21 protein-coding genes and 1 riboswitch are annotated in these 26131 nt (G+C 60.4%); of the genes, 9 read left to right on the forward strand and 12 right to left on the reverse strand.

What is annotated here, in order from left to right:
* Positions 1-36: 36 nt before the first annotated feature.
* On the reverse strand, positions 37-486 hold the full coding sequence (locus tag MTX36_RS06520; protein ID WP_243618900.1) for a nuclear transport factor 2 family protein: 450 nt from the start codon (positions 484-486) through the stop codon (positions 37-39).
* A gap of 143 nt (positions 487-629) precedes the next feature.
* On the opposite strand from MTX36_RS06520, the gene MTX36_RS06525 reads away from it, so the two are divergent.
* Positions 630-1352 (forward strand): IclR family transcriptional regulator, encoded by a 723-nt coding sequence (locus tag MTX36_RS06525; RefSeq protein ID WP_243618902.1) that lies wholly within the window; start codon positions 630-632, stop codon positions 1350-1352.
* A 110-nt stretch (positions 1353-1462) separates the two neighbouring features.
* Here MTX36_RS06525 and fahA read toward each other — a convergent pair whose 3' ends face one another.
* From fahA to MTX36_RS06550, 5 genes are all read right to left on the reverse strand, one after another.
* Complete coding sequence (gene fahA / locus MTX36_RS06530) at positions 1463-2656, reverse strand: fumarylacetoacetase (RefSeq protein WP_243618903.1); 1194 nt, start codon at positions 2654-2656, stop codon at positions 1463-1465.
* On the reverse strand, positions 2653-3522 hold the full coding sequence (locus MTX36_RS06535; RefSeq protein WP_243618905.1) for a hypothetical protein: 870 nt from the start codon (positions 3520-3522) through the stop codon (positions 2653-2655). The genes fahA and MTX36_RS06535 overlap by 4 nt, the downstream gene beginning before the upstream one ends.
* Positions 3519-4718 carry a homogentisate 1,2-dioxygenase gene (locus tag MTX36_RS06540; RefSeq protein ID WP_094271315.1) on the reverse strand — a complete coding sequence of 400 codons (1200 nt, stop codon included), beginning with the start codon at positions 4716-4718 and terminating at the stop codon, positions 3519-3521. Before MTX36_RS06540 ends, MTX36_RS06535 begins: the two co-directional genes overlap by 4 nt.
* Before the next feature lie 109 nt (positions 4719-4827).
* The gene (locus tag MTX36_RS06545; protein ID WP_094271316.1) at positions 4828-5364 is read right to left on the reverse strand and encodes a MarR family winged helix-turn-helix transcriptional regulator; all 537 of its coding nucleotides are present in this window, start codon (positions 5362-5364) and stop codon (positions 4828-4830) included.
* Positions 5365-5449: 85 nt separating this feature from the next.
* A complete protein-coding gene (locus MTX36_RS06550) occupies positions 5450-6871 on the reverse strand; it encodes a short-chain fatty acyl-CoA regulator family protein (protein WP_243618906.1) in 1422 nt (473 codons plus the stop codon).
* Between the two features lie 166 nt (positions 6872-7037).
* Between MTX36_RS06550 and prpD the strand changes: the two genes are divergently transcribed.
* The 7 genes from prpD to MTX36_RS06585 all read left to right on the forward strand — a co-directional run bounded on the left by prpD (position 7038) and on the right by MTX36_RS06585 (position 17818).
* Entirely contained in the window at positions 7038-8540 is a 1503-nt protein-coding gene (prpD, locus tag MTX36_RS06555) for a 2-methylcitrate dehydratase PrpD (RefSeq protein WP_243618907.1), read from the forward strand.
* Positions 8540-9457, forward strand: coding sequence for a methylisocitrate lyase (gene prpB, locus MTX36_RS06560; RefSeq protein ID WP_243618908.1), 918 nt, complete (start codon positions 8540-8542; stop codon positions 9455-9457). Before prpD ends, prpB begins: the two co-directional genes overlap by 1 nt.
* Entirely contained in the window at positions 9454-10575 is a 1122-nt protein-coding gene (locus tag MTX36_RS06565) for a bifunctional 2-methylcitrate synthase/citrate synthase (RefSeq protein ID WP_243618909.1), read from the forward strand. The genes prpB and MTX36_RS06565 overlap by 4 nt, the downstream gene beginning before the upstream one ends.
* 216 nt (positions 10576-10791) lie before the next feature.
* Entirely contained in the window at positions 10792-14175 is a 3384-nt protein-coding gene (locus MTX36_RS06570; protein WP_243618910.1) for a pyruvate carboxylase, read from the forward strand.
* A gap of 190 nt (positions 14176-14365) precedes the next feature.
* Positions 14366-15247 carry an NAD(P)-dependent oxidoreductase gene (locus tag MTX36_RS06575; RefSeq protein WP_243618911.1) on the forward strand — a complete coding sequence of 294 codons (882 nt, stop codon included), beginning with the start codon at positions 14366-14368 and terminating at the stop codon, positions 15245-15247.
* Positions 15248-15376: 129 nt separating this feature from the next.
* The gene (locus MTX36_RS06580; RefSeq protein WP_243618981.1) at positions 15377-15970 is read left to right on the forward strand and encodes a TetR/AcrR family transcriptional regulator; all 594 of its coding nucleotides are present in this window, start codon (positions 15377-15379) and stop codon (positions 15968-15970) included.
* Positions 15971-16219: 249 nt separating this feature from the next.
* Positions 16220-17818 carry an ABC transporter substrate-binding protein gene (locus MTX36_RS06585; RefSeq protein ID WP_243618912.1) on the forward strand — a complete coding sequence of 533 codons (1599 nt, stop codon included), beginning with the start codon at positions 16220-16222 and terminating at the stop codon, positions 17816-17818.
* A gap of 58 nt (positions 17819-17876) precedes the next feature.
* Here the strand turns inward: MTX36_RS06585 and metE are convergent, their stop codons facing one another.
* From metE to MTX36_RS06615, 6 genes are all read right to left on the reverse strand, one after another.
* A complete protein-coding gene (gene metE, locus MTX36_RS06590) occupies positions 17877-20141 on the reverse strand; it encodes a 5-methyltetrahydropteroyltriglutamate--homocysteine S-methyltransferase (protein ID WP_243618913.1) in 2265 nt (754 codons plus the stop codon).
* Positions 20142-20273: 132 nt separating this feature from the next.
* Positions 20274-20475: riboswitch (cobalamin riboswitch) on the reverse strand.
* Positions 20476-20586: 111 nt separating this feature from the next.
* On the reverse strand, positions 20587-21021 hold the full coding sequence (locus MTX36_RS06595) for a helix-turn-helix domain-containing protein (protein ID WP_243618914.1): 435 nt from the start codon (positions 21019-21021) through the stop codon (positions 20587-20589).
* A gap of 200 nt (positions 21022-21221) precedes the next feature.
* Entirely contained in the window at positions 21222-21830 is a 609-nt protein-coding gene (locus MTX36_RS06600; protein WP_243618916.1) for a response regulator transcription factor, read from the reverse strand.
* Positions 21827-22951 (reverse strand): sensor histidine kinase, encoded by a 1125-nt coding sequence (locus MTX36_RS06605; protein WP_243618918.1) that lies wholly within the window; start codon positions 22949-22951, stop codon positions 21827-21829. The genes MTX36_RS06600 and MTX36_RS06605 overlap by 4 nt, the downstream gene beginning before the upstream one ends.
* A complete protein-coding gene (locus tag MTX36_RS06610; RefSeq protein ID WP_243618920.1) occupies positions 22952-23746 on the reverse strand; it encodes an ABC transporter permease in 795 nt (264 codons plus the stop codon). It lies immediately after the preceding gene.
* Entirely contained in the window at positions 23746-24684 is a 939-nt protein-coding gene (locus tag MTX36_RS06615; RefSeq protein ID WP_243618922.1) for an ABC transporter ATP-binding protein, read from the reverse strand. Before MTX36_RS06615 ends, MTX36_RS06610 begins: the two co-directional genes overlap by 1 nt.
* Positions 24685-24830: 146 nt before the next feature.
* Here MTX36_RS06615 and MTX36_RS06620 point away from each other — a divergent pair, with 146 nt between their 5' ends.
* Positions 24831-25925 (forward strand): DNA alkylation repair protein, encoded by a 1095-nt coding sequence (locus MTX36_RS06620; protein ID WP_243618923.1) that lies wholly within the window; start codon positions 24831-24833, stop codon positions 25923-25925.
* Positions 25926-26131 lie beyond the last annotated feature (206 nt).

Here is a 26131-nt window from a genome sequence, read left to right on the forward strand (position 1 = left end):
CTACTGAAAATGGTCAGGTACAAAAGTTTGGGTTGCTCAGGCGGGGGTCGAAAAGCGGGGCGTGTCGTCGCGGGAGACGACGCGCCGGTCAATTCGCCACTCTTCGTTCACCCGGACGACCCGGTCGGTGATCGTCGTCATCCGCACCAATCGCGATTCGCCGCCGATGACGGTTGCCACGATCTGCAAGTAGCCCCGAACGGTGACGACGCCGGGTTCGTGCGACTCGATCGCCAGGTTGGTCAACACGTGCCGGTGAACTTCACCCACTGCTGATGCTCCTGCGAAGAAGCGGGCGGCAAAGGCTGTCAGCTCAGTGAATCCGACGACCGGTTCGGGATAGCTGGGTGAATGGAACTTGCCGTCGATTGTGAAAGTCTTTGCCCAGGAATCGGACTGACCGGTATCGATGAGGTGGCTCTGCATTCCGTAGAGCTGGTGAATCGAGGTTACGACCTCTGGTGCCAAGGAGTAGGGATCACTCATCAGAAAAACTTCTTTCCGGACACGATTCGCTGCATTTGTCGAAACATGTGCAACTCGTTCGTTTGTGTGCGATAATCGCACGTGGTGTGCGATATAAACAAAGCGTAGGTGGCATACCTCACATACGTCAAGAAGGGGACTCCATGTCGGAACTCAACGAGGAGCATCGGCCGCGCAAAAGCGCAGTTCAGGTGGACTCGAGCATGTCGAAAACGCTGCATCACGGACTTGCGGTTCTGGAGCTCTTGACGTCGTATCCGCATGGTCTCTCGGTCACTGACATCGCGGACGGTATCGGTGTTCACCGCACCGTGGCGCACAGGCTGATTCGCACGCTCGAGGCTCATCACCTGTGCCGCAAGGATTCCTTCAAGCGCGTCACGCTGGGGGCCGGGCTGGTCACGCTGGCGGAACCTGTCGAGCAGGATCTGCGGACCTTGGCCCGCCCCATCCTTGAAGCTCTCGCCGACGCCACCGAGGCCACCGCTCACCTCGTGGTCCGTGAGAGCGAGGGGGAGGTGCGTGCACTGATGGTTGTCGAACCACGCAGCGCCAAAGTCCATGTGGCGTTCCACCCCGGCCAGGTCGACCCGATCAATCGGGGGTCAGCAGGCCTCTCGATCCTTGCTTCGCTGCCACCCGTCGACGGGGAGCGTCAAGAGATCATCGCGGCGCGTGCTCGCGGCTACGCGATGACCGACGGAGAGCTCATTCCCTCCGTGCTAGGCATTTCGGCCGTCATTCCCGGGCGGCGCGGAGATGCTCTCGCCAGCCTCGGAATCTCGGTATTCGACACGGATGACCGCGCTGCCCTAGGTGCCCAGGTCGTCGCGGCGGCACGCAACCTCGGCAGCATGTTGCACTGACATCGTTGTATGTCAATGATTTTCGGCTCTTCCGGCTCTGGGTACGACAATACGGACCAACGCCCTCATCGCGTTGATCCGTGTTGTCGTGCGTAGGCCTCTCGGGCGTCTCAGTGAGTCGCTGAGAACCTCGCGGGCAGGATGCCGGCCGAAACCTCGCCGAACCCGATACGAGATCCGCCGATGCCCGGTGCGGTCGCCGAGATGGAAATGGTGTCGCCGTCTTCGAGGAAGGTGCGCGTCTCGCTGCCCACTGCGACGGGTTCCTTGCCGCCCCAGGTTAATTCGATGAAGGCGCCGCGCTGATTCTTCTCGGGACCGGAAATCGTCCCGGAAGCGAAGAGATCGCCGGTACTGGCGGTGGCTCCGTTGACGGTGGTGTGGGCAAGCATCTGCGCCGGTGACCAGTACATCTGTGCGTACGGCGGCCGTGAGACTATGTGGCCGTTCCACTCGACGGCCAAATCGATGTCCAGGCCCCACTTCTCGTCACCACGAAGGTAGGGAAGAGGTTCCGGATCCTGGACAGGAGTATCGATCCGGGCTGCTTCGAGGGCGAGAAGCGGCACGACCCACGGGGAGATTGACGTCGCGAAACTTTTGCCGAGGTTGGGGCCGAGGGGGACGTATTCCCACGCCTGAATGTCGCGGGCAGACCAATCGTTGACGACAACTGCACCGAAGACGTGCTCGGAGAACTCGTCCGGAGTGATGCGATCACCCATTGTCGACGGAGTTCCGACGATGAAACCCATCTCGGCTTCAATGTCGAGTCGACGGGACGGTCCGAAATCAGGGTTCTCCTGATCGGGAGCCTTGCGCTGACCGCATGGGCGGATGATGTCGATACCGGAAACGACGATGGTGCTCGAACGACCGTGGTATCCGACGGGGAGGTGCTTCCAGTTGGGCATCAGGGGCGCGGCATCCGGGCGGAACAGTCGACCGAGGTTGGTGGCGTGGTTCTCCGACGCGTAGAAATCGACGTAGTCGGCGACGGCGATGGGGAGATGCAGTGTCACCGAGTCGACGGAAAAGATTGCTTCCGTGGGGATTTCACCGGCTACGAGTTCTGTGATCTGCTCACGTACCGATACCCAGCGTTCCCGGCCCTGAGCCATGAAGGCGTTCAAGGTCGGCTCGGCGAAGACGGAATCATCCAGCGCTACAGCCAGATCGATGACCACCTCGCCTACCCGCACACCGATGCGCGGCGCTCCGCCGGCAGGCGAGAACACTCCGTAGGGAAGGTTGTTGATGCCGAACAAGGAATCGGCGGGAATGTCGATAGTCGTGGTGGTCATACGAGTGTTCCTTCTGTCTTCGGGCCGACGGAGATCAGTCCGAGGCTTTCGAGTTCGGTCAGGGGATCCGTGATGCTGCAGGTGCCGAACGAGAGGAACCGTCGGCGAATATCTGCAGCTGCCTTGTCCGTCACACCGCTCAAGGCGCGCGCGATCGCGGACCCATCCCGCTCGGCAAGTGCTGCAACGACATCGGATCGATCGCCGCCCGCGGCTGCGACGGTGACAGCTGTCAAGATGTTGAGGAAGCCGTGTTGCTCGAATCCTGTGTCGGGATCCGTATTGCGTACGGCATGGTGTAGTCCGGCAGTTGCCTTGAACGGAATGCCAGCCCGGACAACAAAAATAATAGCGTCGGCAAGCTCGCCTTCATCCGGATACGCCTCGGCGACGATGCCTCCGGTCCGAAACTTCGCGGAGTATCCGGCCGCTGTCAGCGCAGCAAGATAGTCACCGCACCGGCTGTCACGGGGAACTTCCACAAAAATCTCGATGTCGGGATACGTGGAACGAATGCGCGCGAGTTCGTCGAAGGCCTCGTCAGCGGTAACCCCGGCGGGTGTTCCCACCTCGACGGCGATAACACGAACCCCCGGGAGATCGACGGCGCTCGCCAGCGCGGCCGCTGTGTCAGCCGGACCCGTCGGAACCGTGAGACTCAATGACAGGGAGCTGTCACCGGACAGGTGAGCAGCCAGTTCGCCCAATCGCGGGGCCGGAAAGATGAACGGTCCGACAAGTGCAGCGTAGTCGGCGCGGCGATAAGCATGGTGGGCCGGAATCGCCTCGGCAAGAGGCGCATTGCCTGGTGGGAACAGGGCGGCGTCGTCGCAGAGGCCCTGGAGGAGTGGGGAAATCAACGTCATTTCTGCGGCCCCCGTCCGGCCCAGCTCCAGGCGTAGGAGTCGTCTTCGCACGCGAGTGCGCCTTCACCGAGCTCGAGCGGTCTGAACGTATCGACCATCACGGCCAGTTCGTCGAAGAACTCGGCCCCGATGCTGCGTTCGTAGGCACCCGGCTGCGGGCCGTGCGCGTGGCCACCTGGGTGAACCGAGATGGAACCCTGACCGATACCGGATCCCTTGCGCGCCTCGTAGTCTCCACCGCAGTAGAACATGATCTCGTCGGAATCGACGTTGGAGTGGTAGTACGGAACCGGGATCGACAGCGGGTGGTAGTCGACCTTACGGGGGACGAAGTTGCAGATCACGAAGTTGTTGCCCTCGAACGCCTGATGCGCCGGCGGCGGCTGGTGAACGCGGCCTGTGATGGGCTCGTAATCGGAGATGTTGAACGTGTACGGGTACAGACATCCGTCCCAGCCGACGACGTCGAAAGGATGCGTGGGATAGACCATTCGAGTTCCGACGATGCCGTGCGAGGTGCGGTGCTTCACCAGCACCTCGACGTCGGTGCCCTCGGCAATCATCGGCGCCGTGGGTCCGTGAAGGTCTCGTTCGCAGAACGGCGCATTCTCGAGAAGTTGACCGAATCGTGAGAGGTACCGCTTGGGCGGAACGATGTGGCTGTTGGCTTCGATCGCGTATGCCCGCAACGGCTTGTCGCCCTTGGGGATCCAACGATGGGTGGTGGACATCGGAATGAGGACGTAGTCGCCTTCACGTGCTTCGAGTGCGCCGAAGACGGTTTCGACGGTGGCCTCACCGGATTCGATGTAGACCATTTCGTCGCCGATTGCATTGCGGTACAGGGGAGATGCGGCGGCTGCCACGACGTAGGACAGTCGAACGTCGGCGTTGCCGAGGATCAGTCGACGGCCGGTCACGACATCGGTGTGTCCCCAGGTGCTTTCGGGAAACAAGGTGTGCAGTTTCAGATGCCGCGGCTTGAGCGGGTGGTTGGGAGTGGTGCTCTGGTCGCGCAGTTCCCAGACCGTGGCGTCCACGATCGACGACGGAATCTCGCGGTGGTAGAGCAGTGACGAGTCCGAGGAGAATCCCTCTTCGCCCATCAGTTCTTCGTAGTAGAGGTTGCCCGTCTCGTCACGGTGTTGGGTGTGACGCTTCGGTGGGATATTGCCGAGTTGTCGGTAGAACGCCATGACTGGGCTCCTTCTGTGCTGTTTCCGTCTGACTCACATCAACTAGATAGTAAACACATTAACTAAAATGATGTGACAGGTGCAACCCTTGAACGTGATCGGATCTATGTCAGTTGCGGCCGCGGACGTCGAACTGGCTGCGATTGGTGATCAGTTTGTCCAGGAGCATGACAAGGATGCGCTGCTCAGCCTCGCTGAGGACGCTGACCCAGGCGTGTTCGCGTTCGTTCTGCTCTCGAAACGCCTCGACCATGGCTTCTCGGCCCTTGTCGGTTAGGTAGAGCTGGACGGATCGGCCGTCGTTCTCGGTAGGGCGTCGGTCGATCAGGCCGTCGGCGACCAGTGACTTGGACAGATTGGAGACGGCAGCCCGGCTCATTCCGGTGAGCTCAGCAGCGGCTTTCGGCTCGATCGGCCCGGCCAGCCAGGTTACGAACAGTAAGCGAAAGGACGACCACGACCATCCTCGTGGCCGATGGATCGACGACTCGAGATCGTAGGTGACCACGTTGGATGCGCGATTGAGCGTCAACAAGACCTCGGTGGCCAGGTGATGGCGAAAGCCGTGTTCGTCGGCGAGTCGCTTGTTCGCCAACTCGATGAACGACCAAAAGTTGAGTTCGCCGGTGCTCTCCTGGGCTTTCATGCCGTCACTCTATCGCGACTGGGAGGTGATTTTTGTACATTAGTTAATTAATACGTGTACTAGTTTGGCCTTGTTGCAGGCGGCCTTACGCCTGCGGATACGGAAGGTGGCTGCTGCTGTTCTCGCTGACGGATACCGAGCGGCCGAGTTGGGGAAATGCGCGTTGAGCGCACGACGGTCGGTCGCATACCTTGCAGCCCGACCCGATCGGAACGATCGTGGCGGGGTCGTCCGTCTGGATGCCGTGTGAATAGACCATCCGGTCGGCGTAGCCGATGTCGCATCCGAGGCCGATGGCGAAATTGCGTTCGGGAGCAAGGTAGCCCAATCCGCCGCTGTGGGTTGTTCGAGCGACCCACAGGTAGGTTCGTCCGTCCGGCATCTTCGCAACCTGAGTGAGGATGCGTCCGGGACTGGCGAATGCCTCGTGGATCACCCACAATGGACAACTGCCACCGACCCGCGAGAAGTGGAATGCCGTTGCCGATTGGCGCTTCGAGATGTTTCCCGCACGGTCGGTCCGAACGAAGAAGAATGGGATCCCGCGTTGGCCGTGTCGTTGCAGAGTGGACAACCGGTGGCAGATGGTCTCGAATCCGACCTCGAATTTCAGGCTTAGTAGCTCGATGTCATAGCGCAACGACTCCGCGGAATCGAGAAACTGTGTGTAGGGAAGTAGGAGTGCGCCGGCGAAATAATGGGCCAATCCGACCCGTGCTAGTGCGGAGGATTCGGCAGTAAGTGAATCATCCTCGGCCACAATGGAATCGATGAGTTCTGCTTGGGTGAAGAAGGCCAACTGCATGGCAATCTGAAAGGCGCGCTGCCCAGCGGAAAGGCGGCGTGCAAGCGTGAGGATCGATTTCTCGGCATTGTAGAACCGCTTTGGACCTAGCTTGTCAGGCTCGTCCGTGCGAATGCGGACCGTGACGCCGTGTTGATCCCGCAAAAGCCGGGCGAGCTGGAGATCCATTGCGCCGATGGATAATTTGTTGTCGAGGAAAAGGCGTTCCGCAGCATTGTCGAGCGCCGCGATGTGGTTGCGGCGGTCGTAGAAGAAGTCGCGAACCTCTTCGTAGGGCATGGGGACAAGTGTCGACTCTGGCGCCGCATCGCCGGACAGTTGCGTGGAGAACTGATCGAGTTGTTCGGTGGCGGCATGTAACCGCCTGTGCAGCATCACCAAGGTGCGTCCGACGGCCGGCATCCGCGCAACAAGTTCGTCGACTTCGGCCAGGGATACATCTCCGGATTCAGAGGTTTCCGCCAACGCTTCATGGACGTCGGCGACCAGACGCGCGTCGGAATCCGAAGCGAAGAACTGAACGTCGAGATCGAATTCGGAGTTGAGCTTCAGGAGTACGGGGACGGTCAGTGGCCGCTGGTCGTTCTCGAGTTGATTGACGTAACTGGGTGAGAGTTCGAGCGCCTTCGCCAGCGCGGACTGCGACAGGCTTCGTTCTTCTCGGAGCCGTCGCAAACGGGCACCCGCATACATCTTCTTCAAGAGATCTCCTCCGTCCTGATGGCGTTCACACTACCGAGAGCCTGTTCGCAACATTCGCAACTTCGCAACTTCGGTGTTGCATAAATAGGCAGGTGCAAGCCCTTTTGTGGGATATCGCGTGCTGCGTACCGTGCAAATGGATACCGAAGCACGTGGAAAGAGGATTATGAAGACGCATCTCGTACGCACTCGCCGTTCGGCCGAAGAGTTCCCCAAGGAAGAACACCTCGCGTGGAAGATCGCAGAGGTTGCCACCGATTCTGTCGAGGTTTCAGACGCCACGGCTGACATGATCGTCAATCGGATCATCGACAATGCATCCGTCGCCGCGGCTTCTCTGGTGCGTCGACCGGTCGTCAATGCCCGCGCACAGGCACAGGCTCATCCGTACACACCCGGAGCCGCTGTCTTCGGTGTTCCCGGTACCTTCTCGCCGGAATGGGCAGCGTGGGCCAACGGCGTCGCAGTTCGTGAACTCGACTTCCACGACACCTTCTTGGCCGCTGAGTACTCGCACCCCGGTGACAACATTCCGCCGATCCTCGCGGTCGCTCAGCATGCCGGACGCAGTGGCAACGATCTGATCCGCGGTCTCGCAACGGGCTACGAGATTCAGATGGACCTCGTGCGCGCAATCTGTCTGCACGAGCACAAGATCGACCACGTCGCCCACCTCGGACCCTCCGCCGCCGCCGGTATCGGAACCCTGCTCGGACTCGACCCCGAGACGGTGTACCAGGCAATCGGTCAGGCCCTGCACCTCACGACGGCGACCCGCCAGTCCCGCAAGGGAGAGATCTCCAGTTGGAAGGCCTACGCTCCCGCGTTGGCCGGCAAGGTGGCCGTCGAAGCTGTCGACCGTGCCATGCGCGGCGAAGGCGCACCCTCACCGATCTGGGAAGGCGAAGACGGTGTCATCGCGTGGCTTCTCGGCGGACCGGACAAGGAATACCACGTCCCGCTGCCCGGAACCGGAGAGGCCAAGCGCGCGATCCTCGACTCGTACACCAAGGAACATTCCGCGGAGTACCAGAGCCAGGCCCCGATCGACCTCGCGCGCCGGATGCGCTCCCGCGTCGGTGATCTCGAACAGATCGCCTCGATCGTCCTGCACACCAGCCACCACACGCATGTCGTGATCGGCACCGGTTCCGGCGATCCACAGAAGTTCGATCCCACCGCATCACGTGAAACCCTCGATCACTCGGTGATGTACATCTTCGCCGTCGCACTGCAAGACGGCACCTGGCATCACGAGCATTCCTACGCTCCCGAGCGCGCGCAGCGCCCCGACACCATCGAGCTGTGGAACAAGATTTCCACCCGAGAAGACCCCGAATGGACCCGTCGCTACCACTCGACGGACCCGGACGAGAAGGCCTTCGGTGCCCGCGCCGAAATCACCCTCAAGAGCGGCGAGGTCATCATTGACGAACTCGCCGTCGCCGACGCACATCCGCTAGGCGCGCGTCCCTTCGCTCGCGATCAGTACATCGCGAAGTTCCGTACCCTCGCCGAGGGCGTCATTGAGCCCGCCGAGCAGGACCGCTTCCTCGAAGCAGCCCAGCGCACCGCCGAATTGAAGACCGGCGAGCTCGATCAGCTCACCTTCACCGTCTCCGACGACGTTCTCGCTCGGGCACCCAAGGTCACCAAGGGACTCTTCTGATGACGGGCCTCATCGCGGCATCGACGTCCGCAGCAGACAAGCGCATCGCCTTCCGTGCAGGCTTGACGTCGGGAAAGATTCAGCGCCTGCCCGGTGCTATTAATCCGTTGACGGCCAAGCTTATTCAGGAAATCGGCTTCGAAGGCGTCTACGTCTCCGGCGGCGCCTACTCGGCAGGTCTGGCGCTTCCCGACATCGGGTTGACCACGCTCACCGAGGTAGCCGGCCACAGCAAACAGATCGCCCGCGTTACGGACCTTCCGACGCTCATCGACGCGGACACCGGTTTCGGTGAGCCCATGAGCGCCGCCCGCACGGTCACGATTTTCGAGGACGACGGTATTGCCGGTCTTCATCTCGAAGATCAGATTAACCCCAAGCGTTGCGGACATCTCGACGGCAAGGCCATCGTCCCCACCGAGGATATGGTGCGCCGAGTACGCGCCGCAGTCTCGGCGCGGCGTGACCCCAACTTCGTGATTTGTGCGCGTACCGACGCGGCCGGCATCGACGGTATCGATGCCGCGATCGAGCGGGCAAAAGCCTACGCGGACGCCGGCGCAGATCTGATCTTCACAGAGGCTCTTGCTACCGAGGCCGACTTCGAGAAGTTCCGTGCCGCAGTCGATGTCCCGCTTCTCGCCAACATGACCGAGTTCGGAAAGTCGAATCTCATCTCAGCGAAAACCTTGGAAGAGATCGGCTTCAACGCCGTCATCTACCCCGTGACCACCCTGCGTCTGGCGATGTTCGCCATCGAAAAGGGGCTGCGCGAGATCCACAAGACGGGAACTCAGGAGGGTCTGCTCGGTGAGATGCAGCACCGCAGCCGTCTCTACGAAATTCTCGAGTACGAGCGCTACAACGAATTCGACAGTGGCATATTCAATTTCAGCGTGGAGGGGAGTAGGACATGACCGAACAGATTCCGACGATCTACAAGGGCTTGGCAGGAGTTGTCGTTGATACGACAGCCATCTCCAAGGTAGTGCCCGAGACGAATTCGTTGACGTACCGCGGCTACGCAGTGCAAGAGCTAGCAGCCAACTGCAGCTTCGAAGAAGTCTCCTACCTGCTCTGGTACGGAGAATTGCCGACGCCTGAGCAGTTCGAATTGCTATGCCTACGTGAGCGTTCACTCCGACGCGCGGATCGGTCGCTGCTCTCGCTCTTGACGAAGATGCCGGACAACTGCCATCCGATGGACGTGGTCCGTACGGCTATCAGCTATTTGGGCGCCGAAGATCCGGCCGAGGATGACAACTCGGCTCCGGAGAATCTCGCCAAGGCGTTGCGTATGACAGCAGTCTTGCCGACTATCGTCGCAGCAGATTTCCGTCGTCGCCGTGGACAGGATCCCATTGCGCCGCAATCGGACCTGGGCTTCGCGGAGAACTTCCTGAACATGTGCTTCGGCAGTGTTCCGGACGAGGCGATCGTGAAGGCCTTCGAGGTCTCGTTGATCCTGTACGCAGAGCACAGCTTCAATGCTTCCACCTTTGCTGCTCGCGTTGTGACGTCCACTTTGTCGGATATCTACAGCGCAGTAACTGCGGCAATCGGTGCGCTCAAAGGCTCGTTGCACGGAGGTGCCAACGAAGCAGTCATGCACGACATGATCGAGATCGACGATCCCGATCAGGCCGAAACATGGATGTCGGCCAAGCTCGCAGCCAAGGGCAAAGTCATGGGGTTCGGACACCGTGTCTACAAGAATGGCGACTCGAGGGTTCCCACCATGAAGCAAGCACTCATCGACGTCGCAGCAGTAACCGGCGGCGAGAAGTGGGTGCAGATGTACGAGACTCTCGAGAAGACGATGGTCAGCGCCACCGGAATCAAGCCGAACCTCGACTTCCCGACGGGCCCTGCGTATTACCTCATGGGGTTCGATGTCGAGATGTTCACGCCCATCTTCGTGATGAGTCGCATCACCGGGTGGACGGCGCACATCATCGAGCAAGGACAGTCCAATGCGTTGATCAGGCCACTGAGCCAGTACTCCGGCGTGCCGCAGCGCACCGTCGTGGCATGACACATTTCACCGTCGTGGCATGACACATTTCACCGTCGTGGCATGACACATTTCACCGTCGTGGCATGACACCTTCAAGACTGCGTCGGCGAGGTTCGGTTCTGGCATCACCGTCTCCTGGCCTCGTCGATGCTTTTCTACGCATGGCCCGCACTTTCCGTGCGGGCCATGCGCATTTCGCGGTACTGGACCACTCGACAGCGAGGTTTTCTCTCTATGTTCTCCAAAGTGCTTGTCGCCAACCGAGGCGAAATCGCAATCCGCGCATTCCGCGCCGCCTACGAACTAGGCGCCGGAACCGTGGCCGTGTTCCCTCACGAGGACCGGAACTCGATCCACCGGTCCAAAGCCGACGAGAGCTATCAGATCGGGGAGCAGGGTCACCCGGTTCGCGCGTATCTCTCAGTGCCCGAGATTGTTTCTGCTGCAGTGAAGTCCGATGCTGATGCGATTTACCCCGGCTACGGATTTCTGTCGGAAAACCCCGAACTTGCGGCAGCATGCACCGAGATGGGTATCACGTTTGTGGGGCCGTCGGCCGAGGTACTGGAGTTGACGGGAAACAAGGCCCGCGCAATCGCAGCGGCGCGAGCAGCGGGACTACCAGTTCTCGCGTCTTCTGAACCGTCCACCGATATCGATGCGCTGATGACTGCTTCGGATTCGATGGAATTTCCGATCTTCGTGAAGGCAGTTGCTGGTGGCGGTGGGCGAGGGATGCGTCGTGTCTCCGAATATTCTCAGTTGAGGGAATCCATCGAAGCAGCTGCCCGCGAAGCGGAGTCGGCGTTCGGCGATGCCACGGTGTTTCTCGAGCAGGCAGTGATCGATCCTCGTCATATCGAGGTACAGATTCTCGCCGACAGTGAGGGCAATGTCATCCACTTGTTCGAGCGCGACTGCAGCGTGCAGCGACGTCACCAGAAGGTTGTCGAATTGGCACCCGCCCCGAACCTTCCCGCCGGCCTGCGTGAGAAGATCTGCGCTGACGCGGTTGCGTTTGCCAAGGCGATCAATTACTCGTGTGCCGGTACTGTCGAGTTCCTACTCGACACCCGTGGCAATCATGTGTTCATCGAGATGAATCCGCGAATCCAGTTCGAGCACACTGTCACTGAAGAAGTGACCGATGTCGATCTGGTTCAGGCCCAGCTCCGAATCGCGTCGGGTGAGACGCTGTCCGATCTCGGACTGAGGCAGGAATCGATTGTCCTGCGAGGCGCGGCACTGCAATTGCGCATCACGACCGAAGACCCTGCCAACGGATTCCGTCCAGACACCGGGCGCATCACGGCCTACCGCACACCGGGTGGTGCCGGGGTCCGCCTCGACGGCGGCGCGACACTCGGTGCGGAAGTCGGTGCGCATTTCGATTCCATGCTGGTCAAACTGACGTGCCGCGGACGAGATCTCCCCACAGCCATCTCGCGGGCCAGACGCGCGGTTACCGAATTCCGCATTCGGGGTGTTTTCACCAATATTCCCTTCCTGCAGGCGGTTCTCGACGATGCTGACTTCCGCGCGGGTGAGGTGACGACATCTTTCATCGAGGAGCGTCCGGGACTTCTCACGTCAGGGGCATCTGCAGACAGGGGAACGAAGATCCTCACGTATCTTGCCGACGTGACGGTGAACCGGCCGCACGGCGAACGGCCGTCGAAAGGCTATCCGCACGAAAAACTTCCGAAGATCGATCTGACTGCGGCACCGAAAGACGGTTCCAAGCAGCGACTCGTGAAATTGGGTCCGGCAGGTTTTGCTGCGGCACTCCGTGAGCAGAAGGCAGTGGCCGTCACGGATACGACCTTCCGTGACGCGCATCAGTCACTGCTCGCGACCCGGGTTCGCACCAGTGGTCTCCTCGCAGTAGCCGGCCACGTGTCCCGGATGACTCCGGAACTGTTATCTATCGAAGCCTGGGGCGGTGCGACTTACGATGTGGCGCTTCGCTTCTTGAAGGAAGACCCCTGGGAGAGACTCGCAGCGCTGCGTGAGGCGGTACCGAATATCTGCCTGCAGATGCTACTTCGTGGCCGTAACACCGTCGGGTACACGCCGTATCCGGAAAAGGTGACTTCGGCGTTCGTTCAGGAAGCTGCGCGGACTGGAGTCGATATCTTTCGAATCTTCGACGCGCTCAACAACGTTGATCAAATGCGTCCGGCGATCGATGCGGTGCTCGAGACCGGAACGGCGGTTGCGGAAGTGGCGCTGAGTTACACCGGCGATCTGTCGGATCCTGGGGAGACGCTCTACACACTCGACTACTATCTCCGCCTGGCGGAGGAGATCGTGGATGCGGGAGCACACGTTCTGGCGATCAAGGACATGGCCGGATTGCTGCGTGCACCCGCCGCCGCGACCCTTGTTTCCGCACTGCGTAGCAACTTCGATCTTCCGGTTCATGTGCACACCCACGACACTCCGGGTGGTCAGCTCGCGACTTACCTGGCGGCGTGGCAGGCCGGCGCCGACGCCGTAGACGGTGCATCCGCTCCGATGGCAGGAACCACGAGTCAGCCCGCACTGTCGGCGATCGTAGCTGCGGCAGCGCATTCCGAATTTGACACCGGGATTGATCTGCAGGCCGTATGCGACCTCGAACCTTACTGGGAATCTCTGCGAAAGGTGTACGCACCGTTCGAGTCCGGCATCCCGGCGCCGACCGGACGTGTGTACACACACGAGATCCCCGGCGGTCAACTCTCGAATCTGCGCACGCAGGCAGCGGCATTGGGTCTCGGAGACCGTTTCGAGGACGTCGAGTCGAAGTATGCGGCGGCCGATCGAATGCTTGGCCGCTTGGTCAAGGTGACGCCGTCGTCGAAGGTGGTCGGAGACTTGGCCCTTCACCTCGTAGGTACGGGTGTGAGTGCTGACGAGTTTGCCGCGGATCCCGCGAAGTTCGACCTTCCCGAATCAGTGATCGGTTTTCTGCGTGGTGAACTCGGTACTCCTCCAGCGGGTTGGCCAGAGCCGTTTCGCACCAAGGCATTGGCGGGCCGTGGTCAGGCAAAGCCGGAAGCCGAGTTGACAGCCGACGACACCAAGGCCCTGCACGGTGAATCTGCCGAAGTCCGATCGACGTTGAATCGGTTGCTGTTCCCCGGTCCGACACAGGAATTCCTGGATCATCGTGAGCAGTACGGTGATACTTCACGGCTTTCCGCCAACCAGTTCTTCTACGGGTTGCGACGCGGTGAGGAGCACCGTGTGAAACTCGATCGCGGAGTGGAATTGATCATCGGACTGGAGGCGATCTCCGAACCGGACGAACGGGGATTCCGCACGGTGATGTGCATCATCAACGGTCAGTTGCGGCCGGTGTCGGTTCGCGATCGCAGCATGGCTGATACAGTTCCGGCCGCGGAGAAGGCTGACCGGAACATTGTCGGGCATGTCCCCGCGCCCTTCGCCGGCGTCGTCACGCTGACCGTTGAACCGGGTCAGCAGGTTGCCGCGGGTGACTCAGTCGCGACCATCGAGGCGATGAAGATGGAGGCAGCTATCACGGCGCCGTGTGCCGGCGTGGTGAGCAGACTTGCGATTGCGGCACTGGCTCAGGTCGAGGGTAGTGACTTGTTGTTGGTAATCGAGTAGTCGTAGCGGATCGGGAAGTTGCAGCTGGACCGCGGGGGCAATGAGAGGAATTTAGCACTGCCAGGCTGGACGGCCGGGTCACCCGTCTGAGCTCCCGAGTGCTCTTGCGCTCGGGAGTTCTCTCGATAGTGTGGATGGAGGTGCGAACGACCGCAGCATCCGGCGTCTCGGTCGATCAGGGGAGATGACGATGGATATCGGATTTCTGGGTCTGGGAACCATGGGACGACCCATTGCGCGGAATCTGGCCAAAGCCGGACACCAGGTCAAGGCGTGGAACCGAACACCTGGTCGGGCCGCGAGCATCGTCGAATGTGGTGGCACAGAGGTGTTCGACGCATCCGAAGCGTTGGCGAATGACGTCGTGATGAGCATGCTGGCCAATGATCAGGCCTTCGAAAACAACGTCTTGAACGAGCAGGCGTTGCGCGCGCTGCCGGCAGGCGCTGTCTACGTCAATCTCGCTACTGTGAGCCCGACACTAGCTCGCACGGCGGCAGCAACTCTTGCGGTACACGGGGTCCAGTATCTGTCCGCGCCGGTTTTCGGGCGGGCCGACGCGGCAGACGCTGCTGCGCTCACGGTACTGGTGGCGGGAGATGTAGAGGCGATTGCCAAGGTCGACTCGCTGCTCGCAGTCATCGGACGCCGGATGTGGAATGTGGGTGATGAACCAGCGCAGGCCAACGTCTTCAAGATTCTGGGAAACTATCTGATTGCCAACGCAATTCAAGCTATATCCGAAGCAACTACGTTGGCCGAGAAGCTCGGGGGTTCACCGGAACAGTTGATGGAGATCATGAACGACAGCCTGTTTCCCGGCGCGGTCTACGGCGGATACGGATCGATGATTGCCAAACGTGATTACGAGCCGGTCGGATTCAGCGTTGAGTTGGGTCTCAAGGACGTACGACTCGCGCTCGCGGAGGCGCGAGATCAGCAGGTGCCACTGGCGTTCGGTTCCCAGCTGGAGAATATTTTTGTCGACGCCTTGGCTCACGGCCAGGGTGCGCTCGACTGGGCGTCGGTGGCCGAGGCGACGCGTCGTCGCGCCGGTGTCGACCCGAAATAGGATCTTGCCTCCCGAATCGACCGAGGGTCGGACCTCGAGATTGCTGCGGCGAATATCGCTGGATAGCCACCGATCAGCGACTTGGTGAATTACCGTGACTCCGTGATTGCACATAGCGATGAACCCCCGATGAGCATGGAGCTCATGAACGCCGGCCAACTAGAGCGGCGTCATCGCCTGACGTGCACTGTAATCGAGATGCTGACACAGATTCCGTCGGATCGTATTCAGATGAAGGACGTATCCGAACGGTCGGGCGTGGCTCTCGGAACTCTGTACCGCTACTTTCCGAAGAAGCAACAACTCCTCGCGGCGGCAATGGTCGAGTGGAGCGGCCTTCACGTGAAACAGCGCGCAGTGCAGGAGGATCCCCGGATGGATGACCTCGGCGTCTGTGAGCGTGTACTTCTCCTGCATCGCCGTGAAATGAAGGCGTTTCAACGGCGACCGAACTTTGCCCGTCTGGAGATCGAACTTCATTCATCGGCAGACGAATTCGTGATCGAGACGCTGGATCAGCGTGCGGCAGCACATCGGACCGTGATGTTCGAACTGATGGATGGCGTTCCGGCGGAAGTCGCGCGCGTAACTTCCCTCGCCGTGGGTGGCACGATGTTGACCGCGCTGGCGCTGTGGAGCGGCGGGCGGATTGGATTCGCCGAGGCGCAGCGCAATGTCGAAGACGTCATTTCGCTGGTTCTCCGTGTCTGCCCAGATATTTAGAATCTGATTTCAGCCTTTTGTGAAACGTCAATCGGCGGAGATCACGGACAGTTCGACGGAAATTAGCTGATGGCAGCATCTTTTGGCAGCAATTCCTGATGTGCTGGCCATTGGTTCAGATCTGCATGATTCGGTCAATTTCTAGAATTCGCATACAGAAACGGCGGCGGTCGTCTATCAATGGACCGATGACCAATTGGGGTGGACGGCTGTGACGAGCCAGAATCCGGGAAGCTGAAAGTAGGTCGAATGAGAAGCTCGTACGGGGTTCGTGCTCGAATCTGGATGGTTGTACTCGCGTCGGCAGCACTCGTCGTGACGTCCTGCGCCGGTAACAGTGGCGGCGAGACGACGGATGCGTCGGACGTCACGATCGGCGTCGTCGGCAATCAAGGCGACGGCGGGGATCCGAAGTCCGGCGGTGAGGTGTCGTTTGCGACCTACAACGGAATCAGTAGCCTCGATCCAGCAGATCGGCAGGACGGTGGGGCTTCCGGCGGCAGTGAAATGGCCGCAATCTACGACCTCTTGATGCGCTTCGATACCGAAGCCGGACAATATGTTCCGCAGTTGGCGCAGTCTTTGTCCGCGAACGCTGATAACACCGTGTGGACGCTGAAGCTCCGAGACGGTGCCACGTTCAGCGACGGTACCCCGGTGGACAGTGCAGCTGTTCTCTGGAGCATCGACCACTACCTGCAGAAGAAGGGCACTCACTCGCAGGTCTGGAAAACGACTGTGCGAGAGACGAATGCACCTGATTCGAGCACCATCGTGTTCACGCTCGTTCAGCCGTGGGACGAGTTCCCGATTATGTTCACCACCGGTCCCGGCATGATCGTCGCGCCGTCATCGATGGCTACCGGTACTTTTGCTCCCGTCGGAGCGGGGCCGTTCACAGTCGAGAAGTTCGCATCTCAGGACGAACTCGTTCTTGCGGCTCGTCCGACGTACTGGGATGGCGCACCGTATCTCGAGAAGCTTCGCTTCCCGGCAATTGTGAACGAGCAGGCCAAACTCGAAGGTCTACACACGGACGGCGTTCAGGTTGCGTATCTGCGGTCTCCGGACTACATGCACGAAGCTCTCGAGGCCGGCGATCCTGGATTTGTGACGTCGGCGAGCATGGCCGGTGTGTTGGCCATCAACCAGCGCGAGGACCGCGCGGCAAAGGACGTACGTGTCCGTCAGGCGATTGTTGCTGCAGTAGATCCGAATTCGTTCAACGAGCGAGTTCAAGGCGGATTCGGGGCGCCGGGAACCGACATGTTTGCGCCGTGGTCCAAGTGGCACGGATCCGTACCGGGCAACGGCTACGATCCCGAGGCTGCAAAGAAGTATCTGGCCGAGGCAAAAGCTGACGGTTACGACGGCAAGCTCACCTACGTTGGGATGAATGATCCAGGGACGCAACGAAGTGCGCTGGCTTTCCAATCGATGTTGCAGGCAGTCGGTTTCACCGTGGACATCTCCTACGCCACCAGTATCAACGATTTGATCTCCCGGCAGTTCGCAAAACATGATTTCGATATCTCGTACACGGGGTTCAATATCTTGGAGCAGTCTCCGTACACGCGGATGTACGGCAACCTGTTCAGTGAATCGCCGTCAAACATCTTGGGGTACAAGAACCCTCAGATGGACCAGTTGTTGAGCCAGTTGCAGGCTGCAGCGGGTGTCGACCAGCGCAAGGCTGTCCTCGACGACATCCAGAAATTAGTCAACGACACTGCTCCGATGGCGGTAGTCAACTCCAGCAAGGTGTTCATTGCGTGGGGCCAGAACGTGCACGGCGTGACACCGAGCGTGGACGGCATCATGCTCTTCGGCAATACCTGGTTGAACTGACCATCGTGCGCCTTTCTGGTAGTGCCCACTACCAGAAAGGCGCACAGGGGCGAAGGCCCTACAGTTCTGCTCGAACTAGCTTTGCGGCCTCGACGAGATTACGCAGCGAAGCTTCCACCTCAACGGGACCGCGAGTCTTCAGACCACAGTCCGGATTGACCCACAGTCGCTCCACCGGAACGGCTTCGAGCGCTTTGCGCAGCGAGGAGGCAATCTCGTCGACGCTCGGGACGCGCGGTGAATGGATGTCGTAGACACCCGGGCCGACGCCCAGATCGAATCCGACGGCGCTGAGGTCGTCGAGTACCTCCATGTGCGAGCGGGCGGCCTCGATCGAGGTGACGTCGGCGTCGAGGCCGGCGATCGCGCCGATTACTGCGCCGAACTCCGAATAGCACAGGTGCGTATGGATGGCGGTTGAGTCCGCCACTCCCGAAGTGGCTAAGCGGAATGATCCCACCGACCAGTCCAGGTATGCGGGTTGGTCGGCGGCACGAAGCGGGAGAAGTTCACGCAGGGCGGGTTCGTCGACCTGGATGATCCCGATTCCCGCGGCTTGCAGATCGACGGTCTCGTCTCGAATCGCCAGTGCTACTTGGTTGGCCGATTCTGACAGCGGCTGATCGTCACGAACGAACGACCACGCCAGAATAGTGACGGGTCCGGTGAGCATTCCCTTGACCGGCTTGTCGGTCAAGGATTGTGCGTACGTGATCCAGTCGACGGTCATCGGCTTCGGACGCGAGACATCGCCGTAGAGGATCGGCGGCCGCACGCAGCGTGTTCCGTACGACTGAACCCAGCCGCTGGCGGTTGCGAAGAATCCTTCGAGTTGTTCGGCGAAGTACTGCACCATGTCATTGCGCTCAGGTTCACCGTGAACGAGCACATCGAGGTCCAGCTTCTCCTGCAGAGCAACTACATCCGCGATCTCGGCGCGCATGCGATCGACGTACGCGATCTCGTCGATCTCACCCTTTCGCAGTGCCGCCCTCGCCACCCGAATCTTCGACGTCTGGGGATACGATCCGATGGTGGTCGTGGGAAGCGGAGGGAGGGAGAGTAATTCGGCCTGCACTTTGCGTCGTTCGGCTGCCGGGGCGCGACCCGTGGCCGAATGGAGTACCGCGTCGAGGCGCCCACGGAGAGCTGAGTCGTTGAGCCGCCTGTCGTCCTTGCGCGTAGAGGCTGCAGCGCGTGCCAGTCCGAAATCATCCTCGACGGATTCACGACCCTCGTTCACTGCTGTCGCGAGTGTGACTACCTCCCGGACCTTTTCGGCACCGAAGGCAAGCCATGAACGAAGTGCTCTGTCCAGGCCAGGTTCTGCGTCGAGCGAGTAGGGAACGTGGAGGAGCGAGCACGAGGTGGAAACTGCGAGTTTGTCGACGCTGCCGAGTAGTGATCCCAGCGTCGATAATGCGGAATCGAGATCGGTTCGCCAGATGTTGCGGCCGTCGACAACTCCGGCGACGACGAACTTGCGAGTCAGCTCCGGCACCGAACCGATTGAATCGTGGCCAGCGACAAGGTCGATCGCAAAACCTTCGACATTGGTGGATGCGAGTGCAGGCAATGCGTCGCCCAGAGAACCAAAGTACGAGGCCAAGAGGATTGCCGGACGGCGGTCGAGTGACGAAAGATGTTCGTACACAGCCCGTGCTGCTTCGATCTCCTCGTCGGTGCGATCGCCGACGAGAGCGGGTTCGTCGATCTGGACCCATGTCGCGCCGGCGTCGGCGATCTTGCCGAGCAGATCCCCGTAGAGCGGTAAGAGTTCGTCGAGACGTGTGAGAAGCGGTTCGTCCGTTCCGACGGCCTTCGAGAGCAACAGGAAGGTGACGGGTCCGATGAGGACCGGGCGCGCCGGGATGCCGTCGGAAAGTGCTTCTGCGAGTTCGGTGAGTACCTTGGAAGGATCGAGTGCGAACGTAGTGGATGGTGAAATCTCGGGAACCAGGTAGTGGTAGTTGGTGTCGAACCACTTGGTCATCTCGAGCGGAGCGATCGTGTCAGTGCCGCGCGCTGCGGCGAAATATCGATCCAAGGGGTCGGTAACAGAGGCCACTCGTTCGGGGAGAGCGCCGAGAAGCGCTGCGGTGTCGAGCATCTGATCGTAGAAAGAAAACGTATTGACCGGAATTGAGTCGAGGCCGCGGTCACGGAGGTCGGCCAACCCTTGCCGGCGCAGATCACGGGCCACACGCTGCAGAGCATCGGCGTCGATACGCCCTGCCCAGTAGCTTTCGGTTGCCCGCTTGAGTTCGCGATGAGGACCGATGCGCGGTGAGCCCAGCACGGTCGCGGTGAATGTAGTTGTCACGGAATTTCTCCAGATTGCCAATGCACTGATGGCCACTGCCGGCAGACGGGTACACCTCACCGGGCCGCATTAAACGTGCGGCCTCTCTGAGATCTACTCGCCCATTCCTCGAGGCGGTGGACCGTCGGGCACGGCGTGCCCGACACAGTCGGCAGGTCTTCGGACTCGCGGGCTCCCGATCGACAATGATCGAACCTACTGGCCGTCGCTTCCCAGACAGATGCCCAGTGCATGTAGACGGCGGTCGTTCCTGCTTACCGCTGCGGGACAGTCCTGGATTTTCACCAGGTTCCCTCTCACTCCGTCAGCGTGAGCTGATGGAGCTTCGACGCCGGGAACGGTCTTCGGGGCTCCTCATTACCGTGCCAGGCGAACCAGCTGCATCGCCCAGCATAGGACACCGCAAATGGAAGGGAGTGTTCGCACGTCGCACGAGTGAAAGCCACTACGTTCGCCAGGTGTAGGCGCTGGAGTCCGGAGGTACGCGGGGCAGGTTCTCGGATGATCGGAGGTTCTCTGCCATCTCGACGAGCAAAGCCTGCGATGCGGGAGACAAGTCGATGACGCGCGACGCCAGGTTGCGCAGACGATCGTTGTGAAGCTGTTCCAGCAATGAATGATCGGCATCGCCGCTGGAGACGAACGGCAATTGCTGGGATGGGCTGAAAAAATAGTCCGGGTTTACGTCGAAGAATTCGGCGAGGGCAGCAACGACTTCAGGTGACGGATTGGTACGGACGCCGGTTCGGAGTTGTGACAGATAGGGCGTCGAAATTCGGCAGCCGTGTTCGGTCATGCTTCGTACCACCAGTGCATTGGTGACGTGGCTAGGAGCGGATTCGAACAACGAATTCAATCGTTGGCTGAACCTGTGCACCATTACCCCCGTCCCTCCCGTATCGCCCGCCCCGGACCTATCGGTAACTGCATCATAACCAGGTCGTGAGCCAAGCCTTCCCTGGGCGGCAATGTCTTGCTAGTTTGCGGAACCACGTTGAGGATACGTGAATTTTCGGCCGTCGCTCAACGAAGGGATCTCGACTAGTCAATTGCGACGGAATTGCTCGATCATATGTCTGGTCAAAGCCATCCGTTCGAGTTCGCAATCCGAACGGACTCCCCGCGCGTGGTGCCACCGGTCTTGCCCATCGCGGATGACAGGTGATTGCGAACGGTGCCGGCAGTGAGAAAGAGTTCTGCAGCGATGGTGGCTACGGGCGCGCCGGTCTGGGCGGCTCGCAAGACCTGGGTCTCGCGCTCGGTCAAGGGAGATTCTCCACTGATCAGGCTGTCTGCTGCCAGCGTCGGATCGACGACGCGTAATCCCGCGTGCACCCGTCGTACCGCGTCTGCGAGTTGGCGTGCCGGAGTGTCCTTGACGACGAACCCAGTTGCCCCGGCTCGTAGTGCCTTCCTGAGGTACCCCGGGCGTCCGAAGGTGGTGACAATCAGGACGCGTGTCGTCGGTACCGCGTCGCGCAGTGCCGCAGCGGCTGCAATGCCATCCATCCCCGGCATTTCCACGTCGAGCAATGCCACATCCGGTTGGTGCTCGAGCGCTGCTGCCACCACCTCGTCGCCGCGGCCGACTTCGGCAACTACTGTCAGATCGGATTCGAGATCGAGAAGTGCGGCAAGTGCTCCTCTCACCAGAGCTTGGTCGTCTGCGAGCAGTAGGCGGATCGTCACGTTGTCTCCTGGTCCAGGACCTGTAGCGAAAAACCTTGTGGCGATGGGCTCGTGATGATGACGCGTGCTCCGGCGGATGCTGCACGTTCACGTAGGCCGGTCAGCCCGTTGCCGGTTGTCGTACGCCCCGAAGCGACACCGTTGTCGGTAACTTCAACGCTGTTCGCGTCCACTGTGATTGTGCATTGTGTTGCGGCGCTGTGGCGTACGACGTTGGTGACGCCTTCACGAATTGTCCAGGCGAACAACTCTCGCAGGTGACCGGGAACCATTTCCGTGCTGTTCGGAGTGCGATCTTCGATGCCGGCGGCGCGTAAGGCCTCGCGAGCACGGGCTATCTCCATCGGAAGCGAGATAGTGCGAAATCCGTCGACTGCTGATCTCACATCGGCCAACGCATCGCGGGAAAGGCGCTCGAGATCGTCGAGTTCACTTCGGGCCCGGTTTATGTCGATGTCGAGCAATCGGTTGGCCAGCTCGGCTTTCACGGTGATGACTGTGAGTGAGTGCCCCAGGATGTCGTGAAGATCACGGGCCATTCTTGCCCGTTCCTCCATGACAGCGCGCCTTTCCTGCTCCTCTCGTTCGTGGAGCATCGTGAAATTGCGCCTGATGAGGGACATCACGCCCCACGTGGCGAAAGCGGCGGCACACACTCCGAGTGACAGGCCGGAATAGTTTCCCCATCCGGCTGAAGCGCTGACGATTTCCACTGACGCCGCAAATATCAATGTGAAGACGCCGCCGGCCACGGTCGGCAGCATGGTCACGGCGGTGACAGCGAGGTAGGGCGCAGCGGCAAGGCCGGTCGGCCCGACGCTGATGATCATCACACCAGCGAGCGCTGTCAGTCCCGCCAGCGTGAAGGCGGCCCAGAGAAGCGTCGGCTCCGTACTTGTCATCCGACGACGCTGCTGAACTCTGTAAAAGGTGTGGAGATACAGCGTGCTGAATCCGAGCGTGGCGAGAATGCCCGCCCAACCACGCAGTTCGTCGCGGTGATTCCACCCTTCGATGAGCGGGCCACCGAGAAAGACCATCCAGACGGCGGCAAACAGAATGCCGAAACGATTCCATCGCGGTGGTGCGACGGAATCGCCTCGGTGGCTGGTCTCGGACAACTACACACGCTCCGTATCTCGCTGGAATCGCCAGACCGCGCCGACGGCGAAGATGGCGAACCACACCAGGATATTGGCGATCCAGGTCCAGTGAAGGGAATTGCCGGTCAGTGGTGCGTGTGCCAGCGCGTTGATGCCGAACATCGGAGTGAATTGAGCAATGGTTGCCCAGACCGAACCGTCTTGCAAGGGCACGAAGAGCCCGCCGCCGAAGGCCAGCAGCGCCAAACCGGGGCCGAGAAGCTGCATGACATTTTCACTTGGCAGTAGATAGCCCATGAACAAGCCGAATGCAGCAAAGATGGCAGAACCTAGCCAAGCGATCAATGCTGTTGTGAACCAGAGTGATCCGTCCATCTGTGCGCCGGTGAAGGAACCTGCGAGATACACAACGAGAATGGAGATCAGACCTAGTGTCATCGCCATGATCAGTTTGACGACGACATAGGCCACCGGTGTCAGTGGGGTCAACCTCAGTTGGCGACTCCAGCCCGACGCGCGCTCGATGGAGACCATTGCGCCCCCGCTGGTCGTGGCAAGCATCGCGCCGTACAGAGCCATACTGATCATGATGTAGGCAGCGACATTTCCGTGTTCGATACCGTGATCCTCGTTTCCCTGACCCGGACCGAAAACGAGATAGAACACGACCGGCATGATCAGTGTGAAGATCATCGTCCGTCGATTGCGGGTCAAGCGCCGAAACTCGATGCGCAGCAGGGTTGTATTGAAACCGCCTAGTGGTGCAACGGCGCGATCTTCTCGGTAAGTGGAGGTTTCGGAAACTCGGGTCATCACAATTGTCCGTCGGTGGTGTCGGAGGTGAGCGCGATGAACGCATCTTCGAGTCCGTGCGAGATGATTTCGAGGTCGTGGGCTTGCGTGTGTGTGAGCAGGTAGCGTGCGACGGAATCGGTGTCCCGGGAATGGACTACGAGAGTGTCGCCGTTCAGCTCGATCGAATCGCAGTTCGGAATCGATTGCAGGGCTTGCTTGTCCAGATTCGGGATGTGCGCTCGCAGCGTCCTCCCTGCGACCATCGATTTGATCTCCGACGTTGTTCCGTCCGCCACGATCCGGCCGTGCCGAACGAGAATGATTCGGTCGGCATACGCGTCGGCCTCCTCGAGGTAGTGCGTTGCAAACAGCACGGTGCGACCTTGGTCGGCGTCTGCCCGGATTGCCGACCAGAAGTCTCGTCGACCTTCCACGTCCATTCCGGTCGTCGGTTCGTCGAGAATCAACAACCGCGGATCCGACAGAAGTGCCATCGCAAACCGGAGGCGCTGCTGCTGACCACCGGAGCACTTCTTCACGAGTCGCCCGGAGATATCGAGGATTCCGGCCCGGTCGAGGACGTCGTCGACCGGACGAGAGTGGGCGTAGAGGCTCGCGGTCAGGGCGACGGTTTCGGCAACGGTCAACTCGGGGAGCAATCCGCCGCTTTGCATGACAGCGGAAACGAGTCCCCGCGCGATGGCGGCACGAGGTGGCATCCCGAAAACGTCTACCTTGCCCGATGTGGGCCGAGACAGCCCGAGAATCATGTCGACCGTGGTTGTCTTTCCGGCGCCGTTGGGACCGAGGAACGCAACGATCTCGCCGGGTTCGATGCTCAGGTCGATACCGTCGACGGCGACAACGGAACCGAACTCCTTCCGGACTCCGGTCAACCGGACTGCGTCACCCGCCGAGACTCTCGATTGTGTCTGTAGTGCGTGTGCTGAGGTCATAGATTCAATCTGTCGTGCGGGGGAGAGTTGTTCCTCGGCTGTCCGTCACCTTTTGCCCATGACAACTGTCATGGGTTTACGGCGAAGGTTGTCGGACCTTGGACGTACTCTGCCCGCATGACCGACCAACTCACGGCGTGGTGTTGATGCCGACCGCAGATGAACTACTCGGAACGGCTGTAGTCGCGGACTTGGCACGTTGTCTCGAACGCGCGACGGGGCGAAAACGTCTGGACGGCGTGCGAGGCTCGGCCGCGGGTTTCGGAGGATTGAGCCTGAGCGAACGCACGCGTGTTGTCCGGGATGCGATGCTGAACGAGCTTCCCGACGACTATTCGGCTTTCGCGCAGATCATTCGCGCCGCCTTGGCCGAGGACGCGTTCACCGGGTGGATGATCTGGCCGGTCACAGAAGCCGTCGCAGTGTCGGCAACACAAGACCCTGACGGATTCGACGACGGAATGGCGCTCCTTGCCGAGCTGACTTCTCGTCTGACCGGTGAATTTGCGATTCGAACGTTCCTCGACGCGGATTTCGAGCGAGCGTTGGAGATAGTGCTCGGATGGACTGATCGCGAGGACGAGCACGTTCGACGCCTTGCCAGCGAGGGAACGCGGACACGTCTGCCGTGGGGTCGGCGGGTGAAGGCACTGACAGCGCGGCCGGAGTCCACGATTGCGATTCTCGACGCGTTGTATCGGGACGAGTCCGAGTACGTGAGGCGATCGGTCGCGAACCACCTCAACGATCTCAGTCGGATCGATCCTGTGTTGGCGGTGTCGGTCGCCAAACGTTGGCTCGGCGATGCAGATCCAGCAACGCCGAAGGTTGTCCGTCACGCGCTCCGAAGCCTGGTGAAAGCCGGCGATGCGGATGCTCTCGCGTTGCTCGGTTTTGCGCCACCCACAGATGTTGTCGTCGCGGACTTCGTTCTCGACCGAGACGCCGTAGCCGCTGGTGGCGATCTTTCCTTCGACTTCGTCCTCACCAATCAGGGTGCGGGCGAGGTTACGGTGGTGATCGATTACGTGGTCCACCATGTGAAGGCCAACGGTCTTACCACTCCGAAGGTATTCAAGTTGGCTACCCGAACACTTGCTCCGGGAATCGCCATTGCAATCGGAAAGCGTCACTCGTTCAGGCCGATCAGCACCCGAAAGTACTACGCCGGAGAACACGGCATCGAAATTCAGATCAATGGGGTTCGTCAGGGCCGCAAGGTTTTTCAACTCGGAGGATGAGTCTCATCTGATGCGTCGGTGGGGTGCTGAATTGACCAGACGCCGCTCGCACCTCCGCTCCTGGTGGTTTTCGCCTGCGTGCGGTCCGGTGCGCGAGGGATTTCCCGATGAATGGGAGACCCGTAACCGATTCTGGCAAATAGCTGGTTGTGTGAGATCCGACACTCCAAGTTTCGGTTCTTCGGCATACCTGAAGTGGCGTTCCC

Origin of the sequence: Rhodococcus sp. ARC_M6 (assembly GCF_022810305.1) — a bacterium.
In the GTDB taxonomy this organism is placed as follows: Bacteria; Actinomycetota; Actinomycetes; order Mycobacteriales; family Mycobacteriaceae; genus Rhodococcus_F.